12 protein-coding genes are annotated in these 17,365 nt (G+C 36.0%); 9 read left to right on the plus strand and 3 right to left on the minus strand.

Annotated features, from left to right (window positions below; all coding sequences use genetic code 11):
* Positions 1-12: 12 nt before the first annotated feature.
* The 3 genes from citF (at position 13) to clpB (ending at position 5,022) form a co-directional block, all read left to right on the plus strand.
* Positions 13-1,542, plus strand: a complete 1,530-nt coding sequence (citF, locus tag FcAc13_RS02345) for a citrate lyase subunit alpha (RefSeq protein WP_187754588.1) — start codon at positions 13-15, stop codon at positions 1,540-1,542.
* An 80-nt stretch (positions 1,543-1,622) separates the two neighbouring features.
* Positions 1,623-2,168 carry a citrate lyase holo-[acyl-carrier protein] synthase gene (citX, locus tag FcAc13_RS02350; RefSeq protein WP_187754589.1) on the plus strand — a complete coding sequence of 182 codons (546 nt, stop codon included), beginning with the start codon at positions 1,623-1,625 and terminating at the stop codon, positions 2,166-2,168.
* A gap of 283 nt (positions 2,169-2,451) precedes the next feature.
* Positions 2,452-5,022: an ATP-dependent chaperone ClpB gene (gene clpB, locus FcAc13_RS02355; RefSeq protein ID WP_187754590.1), complete on the plus strand. Its 2,571-nt coding sequence runs from the start codon at positions 2,452-2,454 to the stop codon at positions 5,020-5,022.
* Between the two features lie 99 nt (positions 5,023-5,121).
* On the opposite strand, the gene FcAc13_RS02360 is transcribed toward clpB, so the two are convergent.
* Complete coding sequence (locus FcAc13_RS02360; protein WP_187754591.1) at positions 5,122-5,724, minus strand: hypothetical protein; 603 nt, start codon at positions 5,722-5,724, stop codon at positions 5,122-5,124.
* Positions 5,725-6,105: 381 nt separating this feature from the next.
* Here FcAc13_RS02360 and FcAc13_RS02365 point away from each other — a divergent pair, with 381 nt between their 5' ends.
* Entirely contained in the window at positions 6,106-6,924 is an 819-nt protein-coding gene (locus FcAc13_RS02365) for a Cof-type HAD-IIB family hydrolase (RefSeq protein WP_187754592.1), read from the plus strand.
* A 17-nt stretch (positions 6,925-6,941) separates the two neighbouring features.
* On the opposite strand, the gene FcAc13_RS02370 is transcribed toward FcAc13_RS02365, so the two are convergent.
* Together FcAc13_RS02370 and FcAc13_RS02375 are read right to left on the minus strand one after the other, a co-directional pair.
* A complete protein-coding gene (locus FcAc13_RS02370; protein WP_187754593.1) occupies positions 6,942-7,703 on the minus strand; it encodes a DeoR/GlpR family DNA-binding transcription regulator in 762 nt (253 codons plus the stop codon).
* 828 nt (positions 7,704-8,531) lie between these two features.
* Positions 8,532-9,587 (minus strand): DUF1176 domain-containing protein, encoded by a 1,056-nt coding sequence (locus FcAc13_RS02375; RefSeq protein ID WP_187754594.1) that lies wholly within the window; start codon positions 9,585-9,587, stop codon positions 8,532-8,534.
* A 385-nt stretch (positions 9,588-9,972) separates the two neighbouring features.
* Here FcAc13_RS02375 and cas1f point away from each other — a divergent pair, with 385 nt between their 5' ends.
* The 5 genes from cas1f (at position 9,973) to csy2 (ending at position 17,338) form a co-directional block, all read left to right on the plus strand.
* Positions 9,973-10,926 (plus strand): type I-F CRISPR-associated endonuclease Cas1f, encoded by a 954-nt coding sequence (gene cas1f, locus FcAc13_RS02380; RefSeq protein ID WP_187754595.1) that lies wholly within the window; start codon positions 9,973-9,975, stop codon positions 10,924-10,926.
* Positions 10,923-14,279 carry a type I-F CRISPR-associated helicase Cas3f gene (cas3f, locus tag FcAc13_RS02385; protein WP_187754596.1) on the plus strand — a complete coding sequence of 1,119 codons (3,357 nt, stop codon included), beginning with the start codon at positions 10,923-10,925 and terminating at the stop codon, positions 14,277-14,279. The genes cas1f and cas3f overlap by 4 nt, the downstream gene beginning before the upstream one ends.
* A 363-nt stretch (positions 14,280-14,642) precedes the next feature.
* On the plus strand, positions 14,643-14,966 hold the full coding sequence (locus FcAc13_RS02390) for a hypothetical protein (protein WP_187754597.1): 324 nt from the start codon (positions 14,643-14,645) through the stop codon (positions 14,964-14,966).
* A gap of 69 nt (positions 14,967-15,035) precedes the next feature.
* Positions 15,036-16,415 (plus strand): type I-F CRISPR-associated protein Csy1, encoded by a 1,380-nt coding sequence (gene csy1 / locus FcAc13_RS02395; RefSeq protein WP_187754598.1) that lies wholly within the window; start codon positions 15,036-15,038, stop codon positions 16,413-16,415.
* Positions 16,415-17,338 (plus strand): type I-F CRISPR-associated protein Csy2, encoded by a 924-nt coding sequence (gene csy2 / locus FcAc13_RS02400; RefSeq protein WP_187754599.1) that lies wholly within the window; start codon positions 16,415-16,417, stop codon positions 17,336-17,338. Before csy1 ends, csy2 begins: the two co-directional genes overlap by 1 nt.
* Positions 17,339-17,365: the final 27 nt, after the last annotated feature.

Raw genomic sequence — 17,365 nt, forward strand, 5'->3', positions numbered from 1 at the left:
TAGGATTGAAAAATGACGACTTCTCTAAACAAAAAAATTGATGATTTGCTAAGACAGCATCCAGATCTCAAAAATATTACGCCATTTGTTGACGCTAATGCAACAACACCTTATTTAAAAGATGAATCTAAATATACTCGTAAATTATGTGATTCTATTGAGCAAGCTATAAAAAAATGTGAATTACGCGATGGTATGACGATCTCTTTCCATCACGCATTCCGTGAAGGGGATAAGGTTATTAATAAAGTTGTGGAAACTATCAGCAACTTAGGTATTAAAAATTTAACCTTAGCATCTAGTTCATTATTAAGTTGTAACTCTGCCTTGATTCCTCATATTGAAGCAGGGGTTATCACAAAAATTTATACGTCTGGTTTACGAGGCAAATTAGCTGATGCGATTTCTCACGGTTTAATGGAAAATCCAGTACATATCCATTCTCATGGTGGACGAGTAAAACTTATTCAAAGTGGGGAAATTAATATTGATATCGCATTTTTAGCTGTTTCAACTGCCGATGAACAAGGTAATGCAAATGGTGTATCGGGTAAATCACAATGTGGTGCTTTGGGTTATGCTATGGTTGATGCGCAGTTTGCGAAAAAAGTAGTCTTGTTGACTGAAGATATCGTTGGTTATCCAAATCATCCAGCAAGTATTCGCCAAGATCAAGTCGATTATATTGTCAAAGTGGATGAAGTTGGAGACCCAACTAAAATCAGTGTTGGTGCAGCACGTATCACGAGTAATCCGCGCGAATTGATGATCGCACGTTATGCTGCCGATGTTATCGAATATTCTGGTTATTTCAAAGATGGTTTTTCAATTCAGACCGGTTCCGGTGCGTCTTCAACAGCGGCAACCCGATTCTTAGAAAATCGTATGCGAGCTAAAAATATCACTGCATCATTTGCATTAGGCGGTATTACAGCAAGTATTGTGGATTTACATGAAAAAGGGTTAGTTAAACGTTTATTAGATACGCAAAGCTTTGACGGCACAGCAGGACAATCTTTAGGTAAAAACCGAGATCATATCGAAGTCTCAACCAATGTCTATGCAAATCCTGCATCGAAAGGGGCGAGTGTGGATGAGTTGGATATTGTTATCCTTAGTGCATTAGAAATCGATCTTGATTACAATGTTAACGTATTAACAGGTTCTGACGGTGTTATGCGCGGTGCATCTGGTGGTCACTGTGATACTGCAGCTGGCGCAAACTTAACCATTATTGTTGCTCCATTGATTCGTAGCCGTATACCAACTGTGATTAAGAAAGTAACGACACTTGTCACACCAGGTGAAAGCGTTGATGTGCTGGTTACCGATCATGGTATTGCTGTTAACCCTAACCGTCCAGAAATTGCTGAACGTTTAAAAGCAGCAAATTTACCAATTATGACCATTGAAGAGCTTTATCAACGCGCAGTTTCTTTAACTGGTGAGCCTAAACCAATCGAATTTGAAGATAAAATCGTTGGGGTTGTCCACTTCCGAGATGGATCGGTTATTGATGTAGTTCGTCAAGTTAAAGATTAATTTTTTCAACAGGATAACATCGAATTTTTATATGTGGTATAGTATATATTCGGTGTTATTTTTTATTTGAGAAAAAAAATATGTTGATTAATTTTCATGATGGATTACCTGTTAGTTTAGAGCAGGTTTTGCTAGCCAAAGAACAACGTGTTCAAAATCAGCAAACAGTTATCGCGCAATACCAAGCGCCAATCATTTCATTAACATTAGTCATTCCCGGACCTGTCAAAAAAAGTCCAGCGGCCAAATTTCTTTTTGATCAAGCATTAAATGCCATTCATCAAACATTATTAGCTAATGATTTACCGATAGTTTATGAGCAACATGAAGAAGCCATTACGGGTTTTGAGGCCATTATTGCCGTCACTTGTATTGCAACTAAATTAAAACAATTGTGTATCGAAATCGAACACAATCATCCGTTAGGTCGTTTGTGGGATATCGATATTATTGATCCAGTCACCCAAATGAGTATTCCGCGCACTGGTTTTGAACTAAAACCAAGGAAATGTCTAATTTGTGGCGATAATGCCAAAGCATGTGGACGAGGTAGACGCCACTCAGTTGTAGAAATTTTCGAAGAAATGAAAAAAATCATCAACAACTATAATGCAAAGCAAATATAACAGAATAATCTCATAAGATTATTGTTGCTACTTTATGGTTTAATCTATGACAAAGTGCAATATTCTCTGTATTTCATTTTAATATTTAACATTTAGCCAGTTAAATGGTGGTATTTTTATTGTTTGATAATAACTTATTGAATAATCTAAATATAATGTTAAAAATAATAATTTGTTGAACAATACTTGAAAATAATTTAACAGCACATATTTTAACATCAAGCAAGGGTTTAAATATTATTCACTATATTTAAACCAAAATATTGCAAGGGAGATAAATAATATGAGGTTAGATAAACTTACTAACAAGTTTCAACAAGCTTTAGCTGATGCACAATCATTAGCATTAGGTAAAGACAATCAATATATAGAACCTATTCATGTCCTTTCGGCGATGCTTAATCAAGATGGTAGCAGTGTAAAGCCTTTATTAGCGGCGGCAGGTGCTAATGTTACATCTTTACAACAAGAGTTAGCTCAAGCGATAGACCGATTACCACAAGTTCAAGGGGTAGGTGGTGAAATCATACCATCACAAGATTTTGTGCGCGTGTTAAATCTTTGTGACAAATTAGCGCAAAAAAGTGGTGATAGTTATATCTCGTCAGAACTCTTTATCCTGGCAGTTTTGGAAGACAAGGGGAGTCTTGGTGATATTCTTAAAAAATCAGGTGTCACTAAAGAAAGATTTAATCAGGCAGTAAGCCAAGTGAGAGGAAGTGATAACGTGAATGATCCAAATGCGGAAGAACAACGAGGCGCATTGAAAAAATACACTATCGATTTAACCGAACGTGCCGAACAAGGCAAACTCGATCCGGTTATTGGTCGGGATGAAGAGATTCGCCGTACTATTCAAGTATTACAACGTCGTACCAAAAATAACCCAGTGTTAATTGGTGAACCTGGTGTTGGTAAAACAGCGATTGTTGAAGGACTGGCGCAACGAATTGTTAATCGCGAAGTGCCAGAAGGATTACGTAATAAACGTGTTTTATCTTTAGATATGGGCGCTTTAATTGCCGGGGCAAAATACCGAGGTGAATTTGAAGAACGCTTAAAAGCGGTTTTAAAAGATTTAGCCAAAGAAGAAGGACGAATCATACTATTTATTGACGAAATCCACACCATGGTCGGTGCCGGTAAAAGTGATGGTGCCATGGATGCTGGCAACATGTTAAAACCTGCTTTAGCCCGTGGTGAATTACATTGTGTTGGTGCGACTACCTTAGATGAATATCGTCAATATATTGAAAAAGATCCAGCATTAGAACGTCGTTTTCAAAAAGTGTATGTAGCGGAGCCTACCGTTGAAGATACTATTGCGATTTTGCGTGGTTTAAAAGAACGTTATGAGCTGCATCATCATGTGCAGATCACCGATCCGGCAATTGTCGCAGCGGCAACATTATCGCATCGTTATATTTCGGATCGTATGTTACCGGATAAAGCAATCGATTTAATCGATGAAGCGGCTTCAAGTATCCGTATGCAAATGGATTCGAAACCGGAGTCGTTAGATCGACTTGAACGACGTATTATTCAGCTTAAACTTGAGCAACAAGCGCTTAAGAAAGAGTCTGATGATGCTAGTAAAAAACGACTTGAGATGCTAAATGATGAACTTGCTGAGAAAGAAAAAGAGTATGCGTCGCTTGAGGAAGAGTGGAAGTCAGAGAAGGCTGCAGTTTCGGGCACTCAGACTATTAAAGCCGAATTGGAAAAAGCTCGTACTGAAATAGAACAGGCACGCCGAGCTGGTGATTTGAACAAAATGTCCGAATTACAATATGGCAAAATTCCAGAACTTGAGAAAAAATTAGCTTCGGCAACACAGCTCGAAGGTAAAACTATGAAGTTATTGCGTAACAAAGTGACCGATAACGAAATTGCCGAAGTGTTATCTAAAGCAACCGGTATTCCGGTTTCCAGAATGTTGGAAAGCGAAAAAGATAAATTGCTGCACATGGAAGATGCGTTACATAAACGTGTGATTGGTCAAGAAGAAGCAGTAGTAGCAGTAGCTAATGCGATTCGTCGTAGTCGTGCCGGACTTTCTGATCCGAACAAACCAATAGGATCTTTCTTATTCTTAGGTCCAACAGGTGTTGGTAAAACTGAGCTTTGTAAAGCACTGGCAAACTTTATGTTTGATAGTGAAGATGCCATGGTGCGAATTGATATGTCTGAGTTTATGGAAAAACATTCAGTCGCTCGATTAATTGGTGCGCCTCCGGGCTATGTTGGTTATGAAGAGGGTGGCTATTTAACCGAAGCGGTAAGACGCCGACCTTATTCCGTCATTTTACTTGATGAAGTGGAAAAAGCGCATCCGGATGTCTTTAATATTTTATTACAAGTATTAGATGACGGTCGCTTAACCGATGGGCAGGGTCGCACGGTTGATTTTCGTAATACCGTTATTATCATGACCTCTAACTTAGGTTCTGATTTAATTCAAGGTCAGGTTGAATTAAGCTATGATGAAATGAAAGCGTTAGTTATGACCGTTGTCACTAAACACTTTAGACCGGAATTTATCAATCGTATTGACGAAACTGTGGTCTTCCACCCACTTGGTCAAGAAAACATTAAAGCGATTGCTAAAATTCAATTGGCACATGTTGAAAAACGCTTAGAGGAACGAGGCTATCAATTGGAAATCTCTGATGCTGCATTAGAACAGCTTGCTAAAGTTGGCTTTGATCCAATTTATGGTGCAAGACCGTTAAAACGTGCAATTCAACAAGAGATTGAAAATCCGTTAGCTCAACAAATTTTAGCCGGGAAATTAGTACCGGGTAAAACTATTCATCTGGATTTAGTCGGTGATAACATTGAAGCTAAGCAGTAATTTGTGTGTTGAATAATGAAAATAAAAACCGGAAAACATCATGTTTTCCGGTTTTTTTATTGGTAATGATTACCCGACAAAAAATCTTAACCAGCCAACTTATAGAGGACTGACTTTAGTAAATTTAAAGATAAATTCAGGCTCTTTGACTTTACTGTCTAAAGTTAAACTTGATTCATAAATACAGATATTTCTATCTTTAAAGAAATTACCGGAAAATTTAACTTTTTGACCTTTCTTTAAGTTGGCAACAGCATCAAACAGTGGTGTAGCGGGTTGAATTAATGTTTTATGGTCACTATCCGAAAGCCAATTATTCCAGGTTTTTAGATAAACATTTTTAGCTATTTCAATCTTCAAAATGCCCAGACCGTCTGAACTAGAACCAATTTCGCTTACCTTTCCAATCCAATCTTCGACCGCTAATGGTCCCATATTGGCACAAATGGTTTTGCTTCTTTCCCTTAATGCACTACCTATTTGCATATCATTATCAGCTTTTTTGGCTTTATCAATAGCAAGTAACGATGCATTGATTAAAACGGTTTGATTAGCGGGGTATTGAATTTCCGGCTCAGACTCCTTTTTGCTCTCACTGTTATTACCGGCAAAAATGGCTAAGGCTAATAAAACTACTAAAACTACTGCGGCAATAACTATTTTTTGGGTCAAAGATATCTTCTTTTTAGTTGCGTCATTCATAAACATTCCTTTTTAGTTTCATAAACTATAAAACAAAAGCTGATACAGTTTAGATGAATGAAATTTTTTCTACAATAAATTTTAGTAATCATGGTTAAGCATTTCATTTGTTTCACCATGCTCGATGTTGATGCTTTGTTATTGTTGGCGGTCAAACTTAGCTAGTTTGTTAACTTGTCGTGTAACTGAAATGCGAAATCAATGCTAAGTTTTTAGGTGATAAAACCATAATCTAAAGAGCGTGTTGAAATTACTGCGTCAATAAAGGTTACAATCATTAACCAAAATAGATCAAGCATCAATCTTGCAAAATATTGCATAAAATTGCATAATCAATCACGGTAATGATCTATCTCGTAAAATAAGTGAAAGGAAAAATGTATGATTAAGTTAATTATCAGTGATTTAGATGGTACTTTTTTAAATAATCAAGGTGATTATGATCGCCAGCTATTCACTAAAGTGTATCAACAAATAGCAAAACAGGATGTCCATTTTGTCGCTTGTACCGGTAAGCAGTGTGAACGGGTAGAAGAGCTGTTTGGTGATTATCGTGATAAAATTTGGATTGTTGGTGATAGTGCGACGGCAATTAAATTTAATGGTGAGTTTATCTACCGCTCATTTTTAGCCAATCAATTAGGCCAACAAATTATTTCCACGCTCGAACAAGTTAATAAAAATCATGTCATTATTGCCTGTACTGCAAATGGTGCGGTCATTAAAGCCAATTTGCCGGAGCGGTTAAAACAAAAAGTACGACAATCTTATGCGGCAATGATTGAAGTTGATGATTTTAAAACTATTACTGATGATTTTATTAAAATTACCGTTTACGATGAAAACCAACAATGCCTGCAAACTCGCACCCATTTAACCCCTTATGATAACCAAGCCTACATTGTGGTATCTGAAGCAGCATGGATTGATATTACAGAACATAACGTGCATAAAGGTAATACCATTAAAAAATTACAACAACTATTAAATGTTGATTATGGACAAACCATGGCATTTGGTGACGGTTATAACGATATTGAATTGCTCCAGCAGGCTCAATACAGCTTCGCTATGCGTAATGCTTTTGATGAAACCAAAGCGGTTGCTAGATTTATTACCGGTTATAATGATGAAAGTGCAGTATTAAAAACCATTCAACTTATGTTGGATTTGCAGGCTCAGCCAAAAGCAGAATCTTAAGCTAAAAACGCAAGAACTTAAACCAGCTCAATTTGTAAATTGACTTGTTCAAAGCCGTCAATTTTTGATTCACGGCTGGCAATAACAATATCAATATCTTCACAAGTTGCCACTTTATAGCGTGCAACTTGCAACATTTTATCGGCAATTACCGCAGCGATTACCTCGTTACTTTGCGCAATCAGCTCTTTTTTAAAGCAAGCATCTTCATAATAAACCGCACTTAGCCCAGCTTGCGGATCGAGTCCACAAACGCCAATAAAAGTTTGATCAAAAATCATATTACGAATTTGATTGACGGTATCGGCACCCATGGTGCTGCCGGTTTGTGGATTAACTTTGCCACCGACTAAAATCAGTTCACCTTTGTTACGGCTACTTAACACGGTGGCAATTTGCGGGGAATTGGTGATAATGGTTAAATCCATATCTTGAGGAATGTAACTTGCCATAGCAAGATAAGTCGAGCCGGCATCGATAAAAATACAGGAATGGTTTTTAATCAACATAGCGCATCGTTTTGCGACTTTGGACTTTTCATCGACACTTTGTGTCATTCTGGTTTCGAAGCTTGCTGACTGTTTTAACTGACTGACCGCACCACCATACACACGCTTACAGATTCCGTTGCGAGCAAGTTTTTGCAAATCTCGCCGGATAGTGTGCTCTGACACACCAAGTTGCGTAATTAAATCAGCACTCACCACCCGGCCTTTTTCAGCTAATAACTGCTGAATGTATGCTTGTCGTTGTTCCGGAAAGGCATTAAAGTCAACCATTTATTTTTCCTTAACATTTATGATAATACTAATATCTGAAGAAATTTCCACTATGTTGTTACTATGACAAATGATTTTAATTAGCTGAATCATCATCAACGATTTCATTCTAAATCCTTTATATTGTTCTCTGATTAACACGATGAAATCAGAAATCTCCACATAATGTATTATATGTTTTATGCAAATTATTCAATAATGATTTTTACTTATCAAATAAAATATTAATATTTTTTATATAAAAGAAAAAAGACTAGCTATAGCGTTCGCCATCTTGGGTATCGATAAAAATAATTATCATGAATAATATTAATTTTGAGATTATGTTATTTCTGGCAATAGCGGTTTTTATTATGGTTGGTTAGTATTATATGCATTTTCGTAATGATATTTTTATAGCAAATCCAAATAATTTTTATATTTCATTTATTGGTATTTTTAGGTTGTTATTTAAAAAAACAACAATTTGCTTAGCGCATATTTGCTGTTAATAAACAAGTTAATAGTTTCAACTAACATCATAAATTGAATTGAATGTTTACTGTAACAAAAAAATCTTGTTCAATTTCTATAAGTTATTCAGTAATGTGATAACCGATGCTAATAAAAATTTGTTTTAAAGATATTGAAGGTCACTTAACTAAATTAGATTTTTACCTAATGTAAAAGTTAATATCATCGTTATAAAATAGAAAATTTCCATAATTTCTTAATAACTTTTACTTGAATATAATTATAAATCAATTTTAATCATGAACATGAAGAGCCATAAATGTTAGGATTCGCATTCGAATCACACGACTTGGTTTGACTATCGCTAAGTGGTGATCATTCTATTTCGCTAACGAAATAAGGTAGATCCCATGTACCACCGGCAAAACCACGACAAGATCCAGTAGTAAGATCTGATGAAAGCAAAAATTGCTGTCCATTCCATGTCCAATCTGTGCGACTCCAGCAATCCCCGACTCCTCGTGATTTATGTATTTCTGAGATTTCACCATTACTATAGTCGGTACCATTCCGCGTAACAAATTTAATCTCATTCTTATTGGCGGGCGTACCTTTTGGGATAACCCAATACACTCCACCAGAATTGTAAGCTCCAAACCAACAAGAGGCAGCAAGTAAATCATTATCTTTGTTTAATGCAAATAGCTGGAATGAAGGTATGTCGCTATCTTCAGCAGATTTGGATAAATCAAAATCACAATCCGCTTCATTTTTATAATGTGTTTCAAAATCGGGGAAACGCCTTATCACTTCATCGAGCGTCAGTTTTTGACTTTGTTCAGGGCTGATCACCGCAGCTCTTTTAATTATAGGGGCAGGAATAGATGGATAAACTTGGGACTCGTCTCTATTGCCCGTTTTTATAATTGCACCTATCGTACCAATGCGACCTTGCACTTCATCCATCTTTAACATAACGGCGTTAAATCCCGCATTCGATAATCGCCATGTTTTATTATTTTGCTGAAAACTTACCGTTTTATCATTGCTTTTTAAGGCTGAAATAATTGATGAAATTTGCTTTGGTCGTAATTCATAGGGGTCGTCATCCATTTTTACGGTACCTATTGCTTGATTATTGACTGCAACAGTTATAGGGGTATCACTTAGCTGCTCGATTTCGTCATCATTTGTTCTGACGTAGCCACTCATTGATTGATTAGCACCCGCTTTACGTACTAATAAGATTGAAATACTTGAATTATCTCCACTGGCTGGGTCTTGATAACCAAAGCCAACAGCACGACAAGTCAATGTGTTATCGCACACAATATGCCAATCTTTATGTTCAAAAAAGTTAACTTGATTTGCCTGAGCATTAACCAAATTGATGAATAAAAACAATGATAAATAACTATAAAAACGCAGCACATCAGTTTCCTATAAAATTCATCTTTCAGCTATCATAACAGATAAAAATTAAGGTTTATAATTATATTTGGTATAAATTGAAGCTAAATCAAATTTTATCATTAACATACCCTTATTAGCTTGTATTTGATAAATATCATTGCTAGTGAATCACCTTTTCTATTGAATGATCTTAGAAATAGAGGTTACTACCATCATCCTGATCATATAGTTTGATTTGACAGAGAATAGCCAATTTTCATGCTAAACAAACATAACAAATACAGCACCAAGCAATTTTTTTAAAGTGCAATCTCCGATTATCAACGCTAAAAAACACTCGTCTTTTACCCACAACAATGTTAATTTGTTATCAGAATTAGAATAAGGATTATGAGTTATTTTTATGGAAATGATCCATGCTACCGATCTCAAAACCATCTTTCATTCAAAACGTGCCAACATTTATTACCTAGAGCATTGCCGTGTATTGGTTAATGGTGGGCGCGTTGAGTATGTTACCGATCAGGGGCAACAATCGCTTTATTGGAATATTCCCATTGCTAATACTACTTGTATTTTGTTAGGAACCGGTACCTCTTTGACGCAAGCGGCAGTAAGAGAGCTTTCCCGCGCTGGCGTGATGATTGGGTTTTGTGGTGGTGGTGGAACGCCACTTTTTTCCTCTACCGAAGTTGAGTTTGCGTGTCAGTTTTTCTCTCCTCAAAGTGAATATCGTGCAACGGAATACCTACAACGTTGGTGTCAATTTTGGTTTGACGATGAACGTAGATTGCAAGCGGCTAAAATGTTGCAACAAAGTCGCCTTGAAATCATTCGCGAGTGTTGGTCAAAGTTTGATTGGGCGATTGATCAAAGTCAATTAGACAGTATTATAAATGATGCAATAACGCAATTTGATAATATAAATAACAGTCAAGCATTGCTCGCAGCAGAAGGGCGTTTAAGTAAAACATTGTATGGTATGGCGAATCAATTAACGTTAAGCGATAATAAATTTAAACGTGAACAAGGTACCCGTGGTAAAAGCTATGATCCGGCTAACCAATTTTTAGATCATGGCAACTACTTAGCTTATGGGCTTGGCGCAACCGCTTGTTGGGTGTTAGGATTACCGCATGGATTGGCGATTTTGCATGGTAAAACTCGGCGTGGTGGCTTGGTGTTTGATGCCGCTGATATTATTAAAGATGGCATAGTCTTACCGCAAGCTTTTTTGTCTGCAAAGCAAGGCGACAGTGAAAAAGCGTTTCGGCAAGCATGCATTTCACAATTTGCTCAGCTAGGCGCGTTAGATCGAATAATTGATACATTAAAACAGATAGCAGAAAAAGCATGAATATTTTATTAGTAAGCCAATGTAAAAAACGGGCATTAACCGAAACCAGACGAATTATTGATCAGTTTGCTGAGCGTTGTGGTGAACGGACATGGCAAACAGCAATGACCGAAGATGGATTACAAACCTTATATAAATTGTTGCGCAAAACGGCTCGCAAAAATACAGCCGTTGCTTGTTATTGGACTCATGGTAAAAATTTGACCGATCTTCTATGGATTGTTGGCGATCGTAGTCAATTTAATCAGCAAGGTCGAGTACCGACTAATCGTACTAAACGCAATATATTACAAAGTGGTAATGAAAGTAGTTGGCATTATGCAACAACGATTCAATTAATCACAACGATTGCCGGTTTATTACATGATCTTGGTAAAGCGACTATTGGTTTTCAATCTAAATTACGCGCAACAGAGAAAGTGGCTGGCGATCCATACCGTCATGAATGGATTTCGTTACAATTATTTTTATTAATGATTCAAGACTGCTCAACAGATCAAGCTGTTTTTGAACGTTTGGCAAATTTTTCTCAATATCAGCAGCAATACCCCAATTGGTATCAAAAACTTAACAAAACTGAAAAAACCGATCTGATGCAGTGGCCTTTATTAACACAGTGGATAGCTTGGTTGATTGTATCGCATCACCGAATGCCATTTTTAATTGATTCATTAAATGGTGATAAAAATAAGAAACAAACCAGAGATTTATATATTTCAGGTTTAAAAACAACCAGTTTTTATAAAACCCTTACCGCTGTTGAAAAATGGGTAAAAAATAGTTTTAGCCAACATCCTTCGCCTAATCAGTTTTGGCAACTTAAAAGCGATATAACGTTAAGTCAAGCATGGTTAAAAAAACTCAGCCGTTATGCTAATAAGGCGCTAACTCATCCACCTTTAATGCAATTAACGAATATTGATGCCTTTTTATTGCATATGTCGCGTTTAAGCCTAATGGTGGCAGATCACAATTATTCAAGTTTATCTTTATCGAATGAAGAAGCAGATGAAAATCATGAAATTCTGATTGCTAACACTAATTATCTTAAAAAGGCGAAACAGTGTTTAGATGATCACCTTATTGGTGTTGCCAATCTTTCTGCGCGTTTTGCGCGTTTACTACCGAAAATGGTTGATGAATTGCCAGCCATTAATCAACATAAACCTTTTACCAAACGGACGACTATCGATCGATTTCAATGGCAAAATCATGCTTATGATATCGCTAAGCATTATCAATCATTAAGCGATGAACAAGGCTTTTTTGGTGTAAATATGGCATCCACTGGTTGCGGTAAAACGCTTGCCAATGGTCGAATTATGTATGCACTGGCGAATCCTAAACGTGGCGTTAGATTTACCATTGCCTTAGGTTTACGTGTTTTAACCTTGCAAACTGGTAAAGCGCTGCGAGAAAAACTACAGCTTGGCGATGAACATTTAGCGATCTTAGTTGGCGGGCGAGCAACGCAAACGTTATTTGAGTTAGAGAATGAAGAAAAGTTACAAAAATCAAATTTAGAACAGCAGAGTATCTCAAAAGATAATTTAGAGCAAGAGGGTAGCGAATCGATAGAATCATTGGTCGATGACTATGTTGATGTGGCAGAAAGTGGTATTGCGGATAGTGAATTAGGCACAATTGTTGAAAATAGCAAAGCTCGTCAACTAATTTATGCGCCGATTGTTACATGTACTATTGATCATATTATTCAAGCCAGCGAATGCATACGAGGTGGCAAATATATTGCGCCGACCTTAAGGTTACTTACCTCAGATTTGATTTTAGATGAGCCTGATGATTTTGACCAAAATGACTTGCCAGCTTTGGCGCGGCTCGTTCATTTAGCCGGACTTTATGGGAGTAAAGTGTTATTGTCATCGGCAACTTTAACGCCTGATTTAATTGCGGGTTTATTTGCGGCTTATCAAGCGGGACGAAAAATATGGAATCAAAACCATCAACGTAATAATGATTCGATCGTCTGTGGTTGGTTTGATGAGTATCAGCAATCAATTACGCAAATTTCAGATAATGCGGCATTTAGCCAACAACATCAGCTATTTGTTACTGAGCGCATTAATGAACTTGCTAAGGGCGAAGTGCGTCGTCAAGGACATATTTTAGAATTATTGGATTACCAGTATAAGAAACCAGAAAATGAAAAATTAAATTATGACTTACTAGCTAGTCAATTATTGAAACAAGCTTATCAATTTCATAAAAATTTTCATCAGACAAATATAAATTTCCAGAAAAAAATTAGTATAGGTTTAATACGCTTTGCTCATACTGAAGATTTAATTGCCTTAACTAAACAGATTTATCAGCAAACTAAAATTCCTAAAAATACAGTATTTCATATTGTCGATTATCATGCTAGACAGTTATTATTATTGCGTAACCAATTAGAGCAAAAGTTAGATAGAATTTTAAATCGTACTGATCCAAAAGCAATTTTTAAGCAACCAGAAATTATTGATGCGATCAAAGATAGTGAGCAAAAAAATCATATTTTTATTGTGATAGGTACGCCAGTAACCGAAGTCGGGCGAGACCATGATTACGATTGGGCCATTATTGAACCGTCATCAATGCGTTCAATTATACAGTTAGTTGGTCGAGTATGGCGCCATCGCCCCAATAAAGTTGCTAAAAGCCCTAATGTTGCTATTTTAGGCAGTAATATTGAATCAATTAAGCAGGGTGTGAACTATGGTGTCGGTTCAGCGTGTTTTTGTAAGCCTGGTTTTGAACAAAAACCTTTTTTACTTACGACACATCAAACCAATAAATTAATACCGCAACAACAATTAGCAAATATTGATGCTACACCACGCATAACTAATTCAACACAAGATGAGTTTACCCTTGCCGAATTGGAGCATAAAGTGATGGCACATCTATTTGCGCTTAATGCACGAAATAGTAATTATGTTACGAGTTATTGGCAACCCGATTTAGCGCATCATCATTGTTCGCATTTACAATTAATTTCACCTTTTAGAATGCAAAATCATCAAGAAGATGAATTTATTTGCCAGCTTGATGAAGAGGGTGATTATTCGTTTAGCTATGCAGAGATTGCTTGGCAAACACCCAATGAACTTTGCCTAGATACGCAAAACAATCTAATTTCATATGATGACAGTTGGATATTCGATCATCCGTATATTCAACCTTGGTTAACTAATACGGTGCAACAAGCGCTAGAAAAATTGGCAGACCATTTTCCCAATAAAAATCAATATCGATTAGCTAATGAATTTTGTAGCGTTACCTTAAACAGTCAACATCGCTGGTATTTCCACCCATATTTTGGGTTTTATCAGATTAAAAATAGTGGTTAGTAAAATTTATATCCAAAAAATAAGTGTTGTACGCAAAATATCTAAACAAACTGGTTATAGCTAGATATAAATAGATAATTAAACTATACTTGCATTGACTGCCGAACAGGTAGCTTAGAAATATGATTGTTTGTTCAAATTTATTAGAAGTAAGATAGTTTACCGCCGTGTAGGCGGTTTTTATTTCTTTATTTATTTCCCCTATGACTGTATATTCAGATTTATTTTTTTCTATTTTTTTTGATAAAAAATGATGACAAACTTGTAATTTTTATTTTTTTGGTTAAAATATAAAAAAACCCCAAATGCGCCAACATCTGAGGTTTGAATTTTAACCCCACTACCAAAAAGGAGTATAAAATTATGAATAATGATAAATTATACATAATGAAAAATCAAATTCCGACTGATAAGTTAGTGTTAAATAAATTGCAAAATTTTGCAATAAGCACTTTGGCTGCTAATGATGAGTCTGTAATTTTTTTGCCGGAATCGGTTGAATACTTTTCAATTACAGAACTAATGAAAATATTAAATATTTCGACAACCAAAGAAATCGAATATTTAATTAAAAAATTAGAACTTAATCAACCTAAGTACCGATATCTTAATGCTACTAATAAGTGGCTGTATAGCAATAAAGCACTTAATTTATTAGCGTTATATATAAGATTTAAAGCATCATAATTATGATTATTAAGGTCCATAATTTTTATGGACTTTTTTCGTTTAATAAAAGGAAATTAAGGAGGGCCAATGGAAGATATTTCTTGGCAAGATATAAGAAAGGTTATTGTCGACTTTCTTCAGCAGCGGCTTACTAATAATGCTAATTATAAAAGTGAAGTGACAAAACTGGATAAAGCTAAGCAAGCAAATGATGTATCGGCAATTAATGAATCTCAACAAAAAATTAATGATTTAGTTAAACGATTCGATTTTGAAACTTGGATGGAAGATGCCGCAACCAGAAGAATTTCATGGATTACTATTGGAAGCCATATTAGCCGGGGTATTCACCCATCTAGCCCAGCTGATGATGTTAATTATTTTGCACAAAATCAACCGGTTACGTCAAATTATGTGTCGTCAGCGACACCATCAACTTTAAGTATTAATTGTTCTGGAAATGCTGCGGCACTTGATATCTTTTCTTTACTTAATCAGTTTGTAAAAGATGATTTAACATTATTGCAATTAATTATACAAAATCATCCTGCTATTTTGCCGGCGTTATCGGATGATGAGCAAAAGGCAGCGGTTTATTTAGCTAATTTAAAAAAAGCGATTTTTAATAATTTTGATAATCCAAAAGCATCAGAACTTAATAAACAATTATATTGGCCAAATAGTCAAGATACTTATCTTTCAGGGGTTGATAATCATTACCGTCTGTTAATTCCGTTGTATCCATCATCATTATGTCACTTGGTTTATCAAAAAGTACAAACAAGATTTTCTGACGAGAATAAAAAGGCTCGAGAACAAAGAAGAATCAAAGGGATTGAACATCAATCTTATTTTTCGTTTCATCACTTAGCCGTGGTTAAGTTGGGGGGCAGCAATCCACAAGGTGTTAGTCAATTAACCTGTAATCAAGGTGGACGCAATTTTTTATTACCGTCAATGCCGCCTAAATTTGAAAAATCCCCTTTTCCAACAATTACTAAGGCGCAAGAAACCATTTTCACAAATTCAATGCAATATTTTTGTCGCTTTGGCTTTAGATTGTTGTTTGATATGGTTCAAGCGCCCAAAAACAATGTTGAAGAGCGTGATAATCGCAAAGATGCTTTTGCCGTTATTTTATCGTTATTACTTAAATATGCCAGACACATTCAAAAAACCATGCCGGCGGGCTGGAGTCGTGATTACTCGCTCAAATTTAATCAAAAATTATGGTTAGATCCAAAGCGGTCTAATTTAGGCGGTGAGCAAGATTTTAAACAAAAGTATGATAAAGGTGAATGGATAGTTGAACTAGAAAAAGACTTTGCTTTTTGGATCCAAAATGCTTTAGTAAAAAAATTTGAAAATATTCAACAGCAATTTAGTGATCCGGAATTTATGGAGTGGCGTAAAGAATTAAGCGCCGCTGTCAAAGCAAGTCAGCGTAAAAAGGAGGGGATCTTTTAATGGAAACATTAAATTACTATCTGTTTTTTGATCATGTCAAAATTCATAATGCTAATGCGATATCCAGCCCATTAACCTACGGATTTCCCGCTATTTCGGGTTTTGTTGGTGCTATTCATGCATTAAACCGTAAAATTGAATCGACTGATCCTATTTATTTAGATGGAGTATTGATTGCTTGCCATGAGTGTGATGTACAAGTTTATCGACCTAATGATTATAGTGATTATACTTTTCGATTAACCCGCAATCCAGTGGCTAAAAATGGTGATACCCGCGCAATTATCGAAGAGGGACGAGTGCATCTTGATGTTTCATTGCTGATTGAAGTAAAAATAGAAAATTTTGAAGCACTTTATGATGACGATCAAAAGAATGAATTTATTAATCAGATGAAACAAAAACTGTACCAACAGCGCATTGCTGGCGGTCATGTGTTAGAAATTGGTGATGCAAAATTAATTCCCTCTGATGCATCAGACGAAACATTAGCAAATTTGTTATTACCTGCTTTTGTATTAGTTGAAGCACAGCAAGATCTGCAAGAGATCACAGCTGAGTTACAACAACAAGATCCTAATGCAACCGCGCTTGATGCTTTAATCGAAACAGCGATGTTGCATCATCATCCACAAGAGAAAGAACACTGGCAAACCACATCAGTCAAACAGGGGCGAGGTTGGTTAGTCCCGATACCATTAGGGTATCAAGCAATATCACCGTTATTTGCTGCTGGTAAGTTGCAAGAAGCTCGGAGTAATGACCATCAATCACAATTTGTTGAATGTATTTATGGACTGGGTAAATGGGTATTTCCATTGCGCTTAAAGGAAAACTTATCACAAGCGTTTTGGCGCTATCAATGCAGTACATTGCAATCAAATGGTGCAGAGATTTACATCATTAATCAAAAAAATAATTAAATAATTTTAAAGTTATACAATAAGGAA

This window comes from Frischella japonica (assembly GCF_014489845.1).
In the GTDB taxonomy this organism is placed as follows: Bacteria; Pseudomonadota; Gammaproteobacteria; order Enterobacterales; family Orbaceae; genus Frischella; species Frischella japonica.

Coding starts and splice junctions, on each gene's coding strand:
- citF (WP_187754588.1), top strand. CDS start 13: ATGACGACTTCTCTAAACAAAAAAATTGATGATTTGCTAAGACAGCAT.
- clpB (WP_187754590.1), top strand. CDS start 2,452: ATGAGGTTAGATAAACTTACTAACAAGTTTCAACAAGCTTTAGCTGAT.
- cas3f (WP_187754596.1), top strand. CDS start 10,923: ATGAATATTTTATTAGTAAGCCAATGTAAAAAACGGGCATTAACCGAA.
- csy1 (WP_187754598.1), top strand. CDS start 15,036: ATGGAAGATATTTCTTGGCAAGATATAAGAAAGGTTATTGTCGACTTT.
- cas1f (WP_187754595.1), top strand. CDS start 9,973: ATGGAAATGATCCATGCTACCGATCTCAAAACCATCTTTCATTCAAAA.
- FcAc13_RS02390 (WP_187754597.1), top strand. CDS start 14,643: ATGAATAATGATAAATTATACATAATGAAAAATCAAATTCCGACTGAT.
- FcAc13_RS02360 (WP_187754591.1), bottom strand. CDS start 5,724: ATGAATGACGCAACTAAAAAGAAGATATCTTTGACCCAAAAAATAGTT.
- citX (WP_187754589.1), top strand. CDS start 1,623: ATGTTGATTAATTTTCATGATGGATTACCTGTTAGTTTAGAGCAGGTT.
- csy2 (WP_187754599.1), top strand. CDS start 16,415: ATGGAAACATTAAATTACTATCTGTTTTTTGATCATGTCAAAATTCAT.
- FcAc13_RS02365 (WP_187754592.1), top strand. CDS start 6,106: ATGATTAAGTTAATTATCAGTGATTTAGATGGTACTTTTTTAAATAAT.
- FcAc13_RS02370 (WP_187754593.1), bottom strand. CDS start 7,703: ATGGTTGACTTTAATGCCTTTCCGGAACAACGACAAGCATACATTCAG.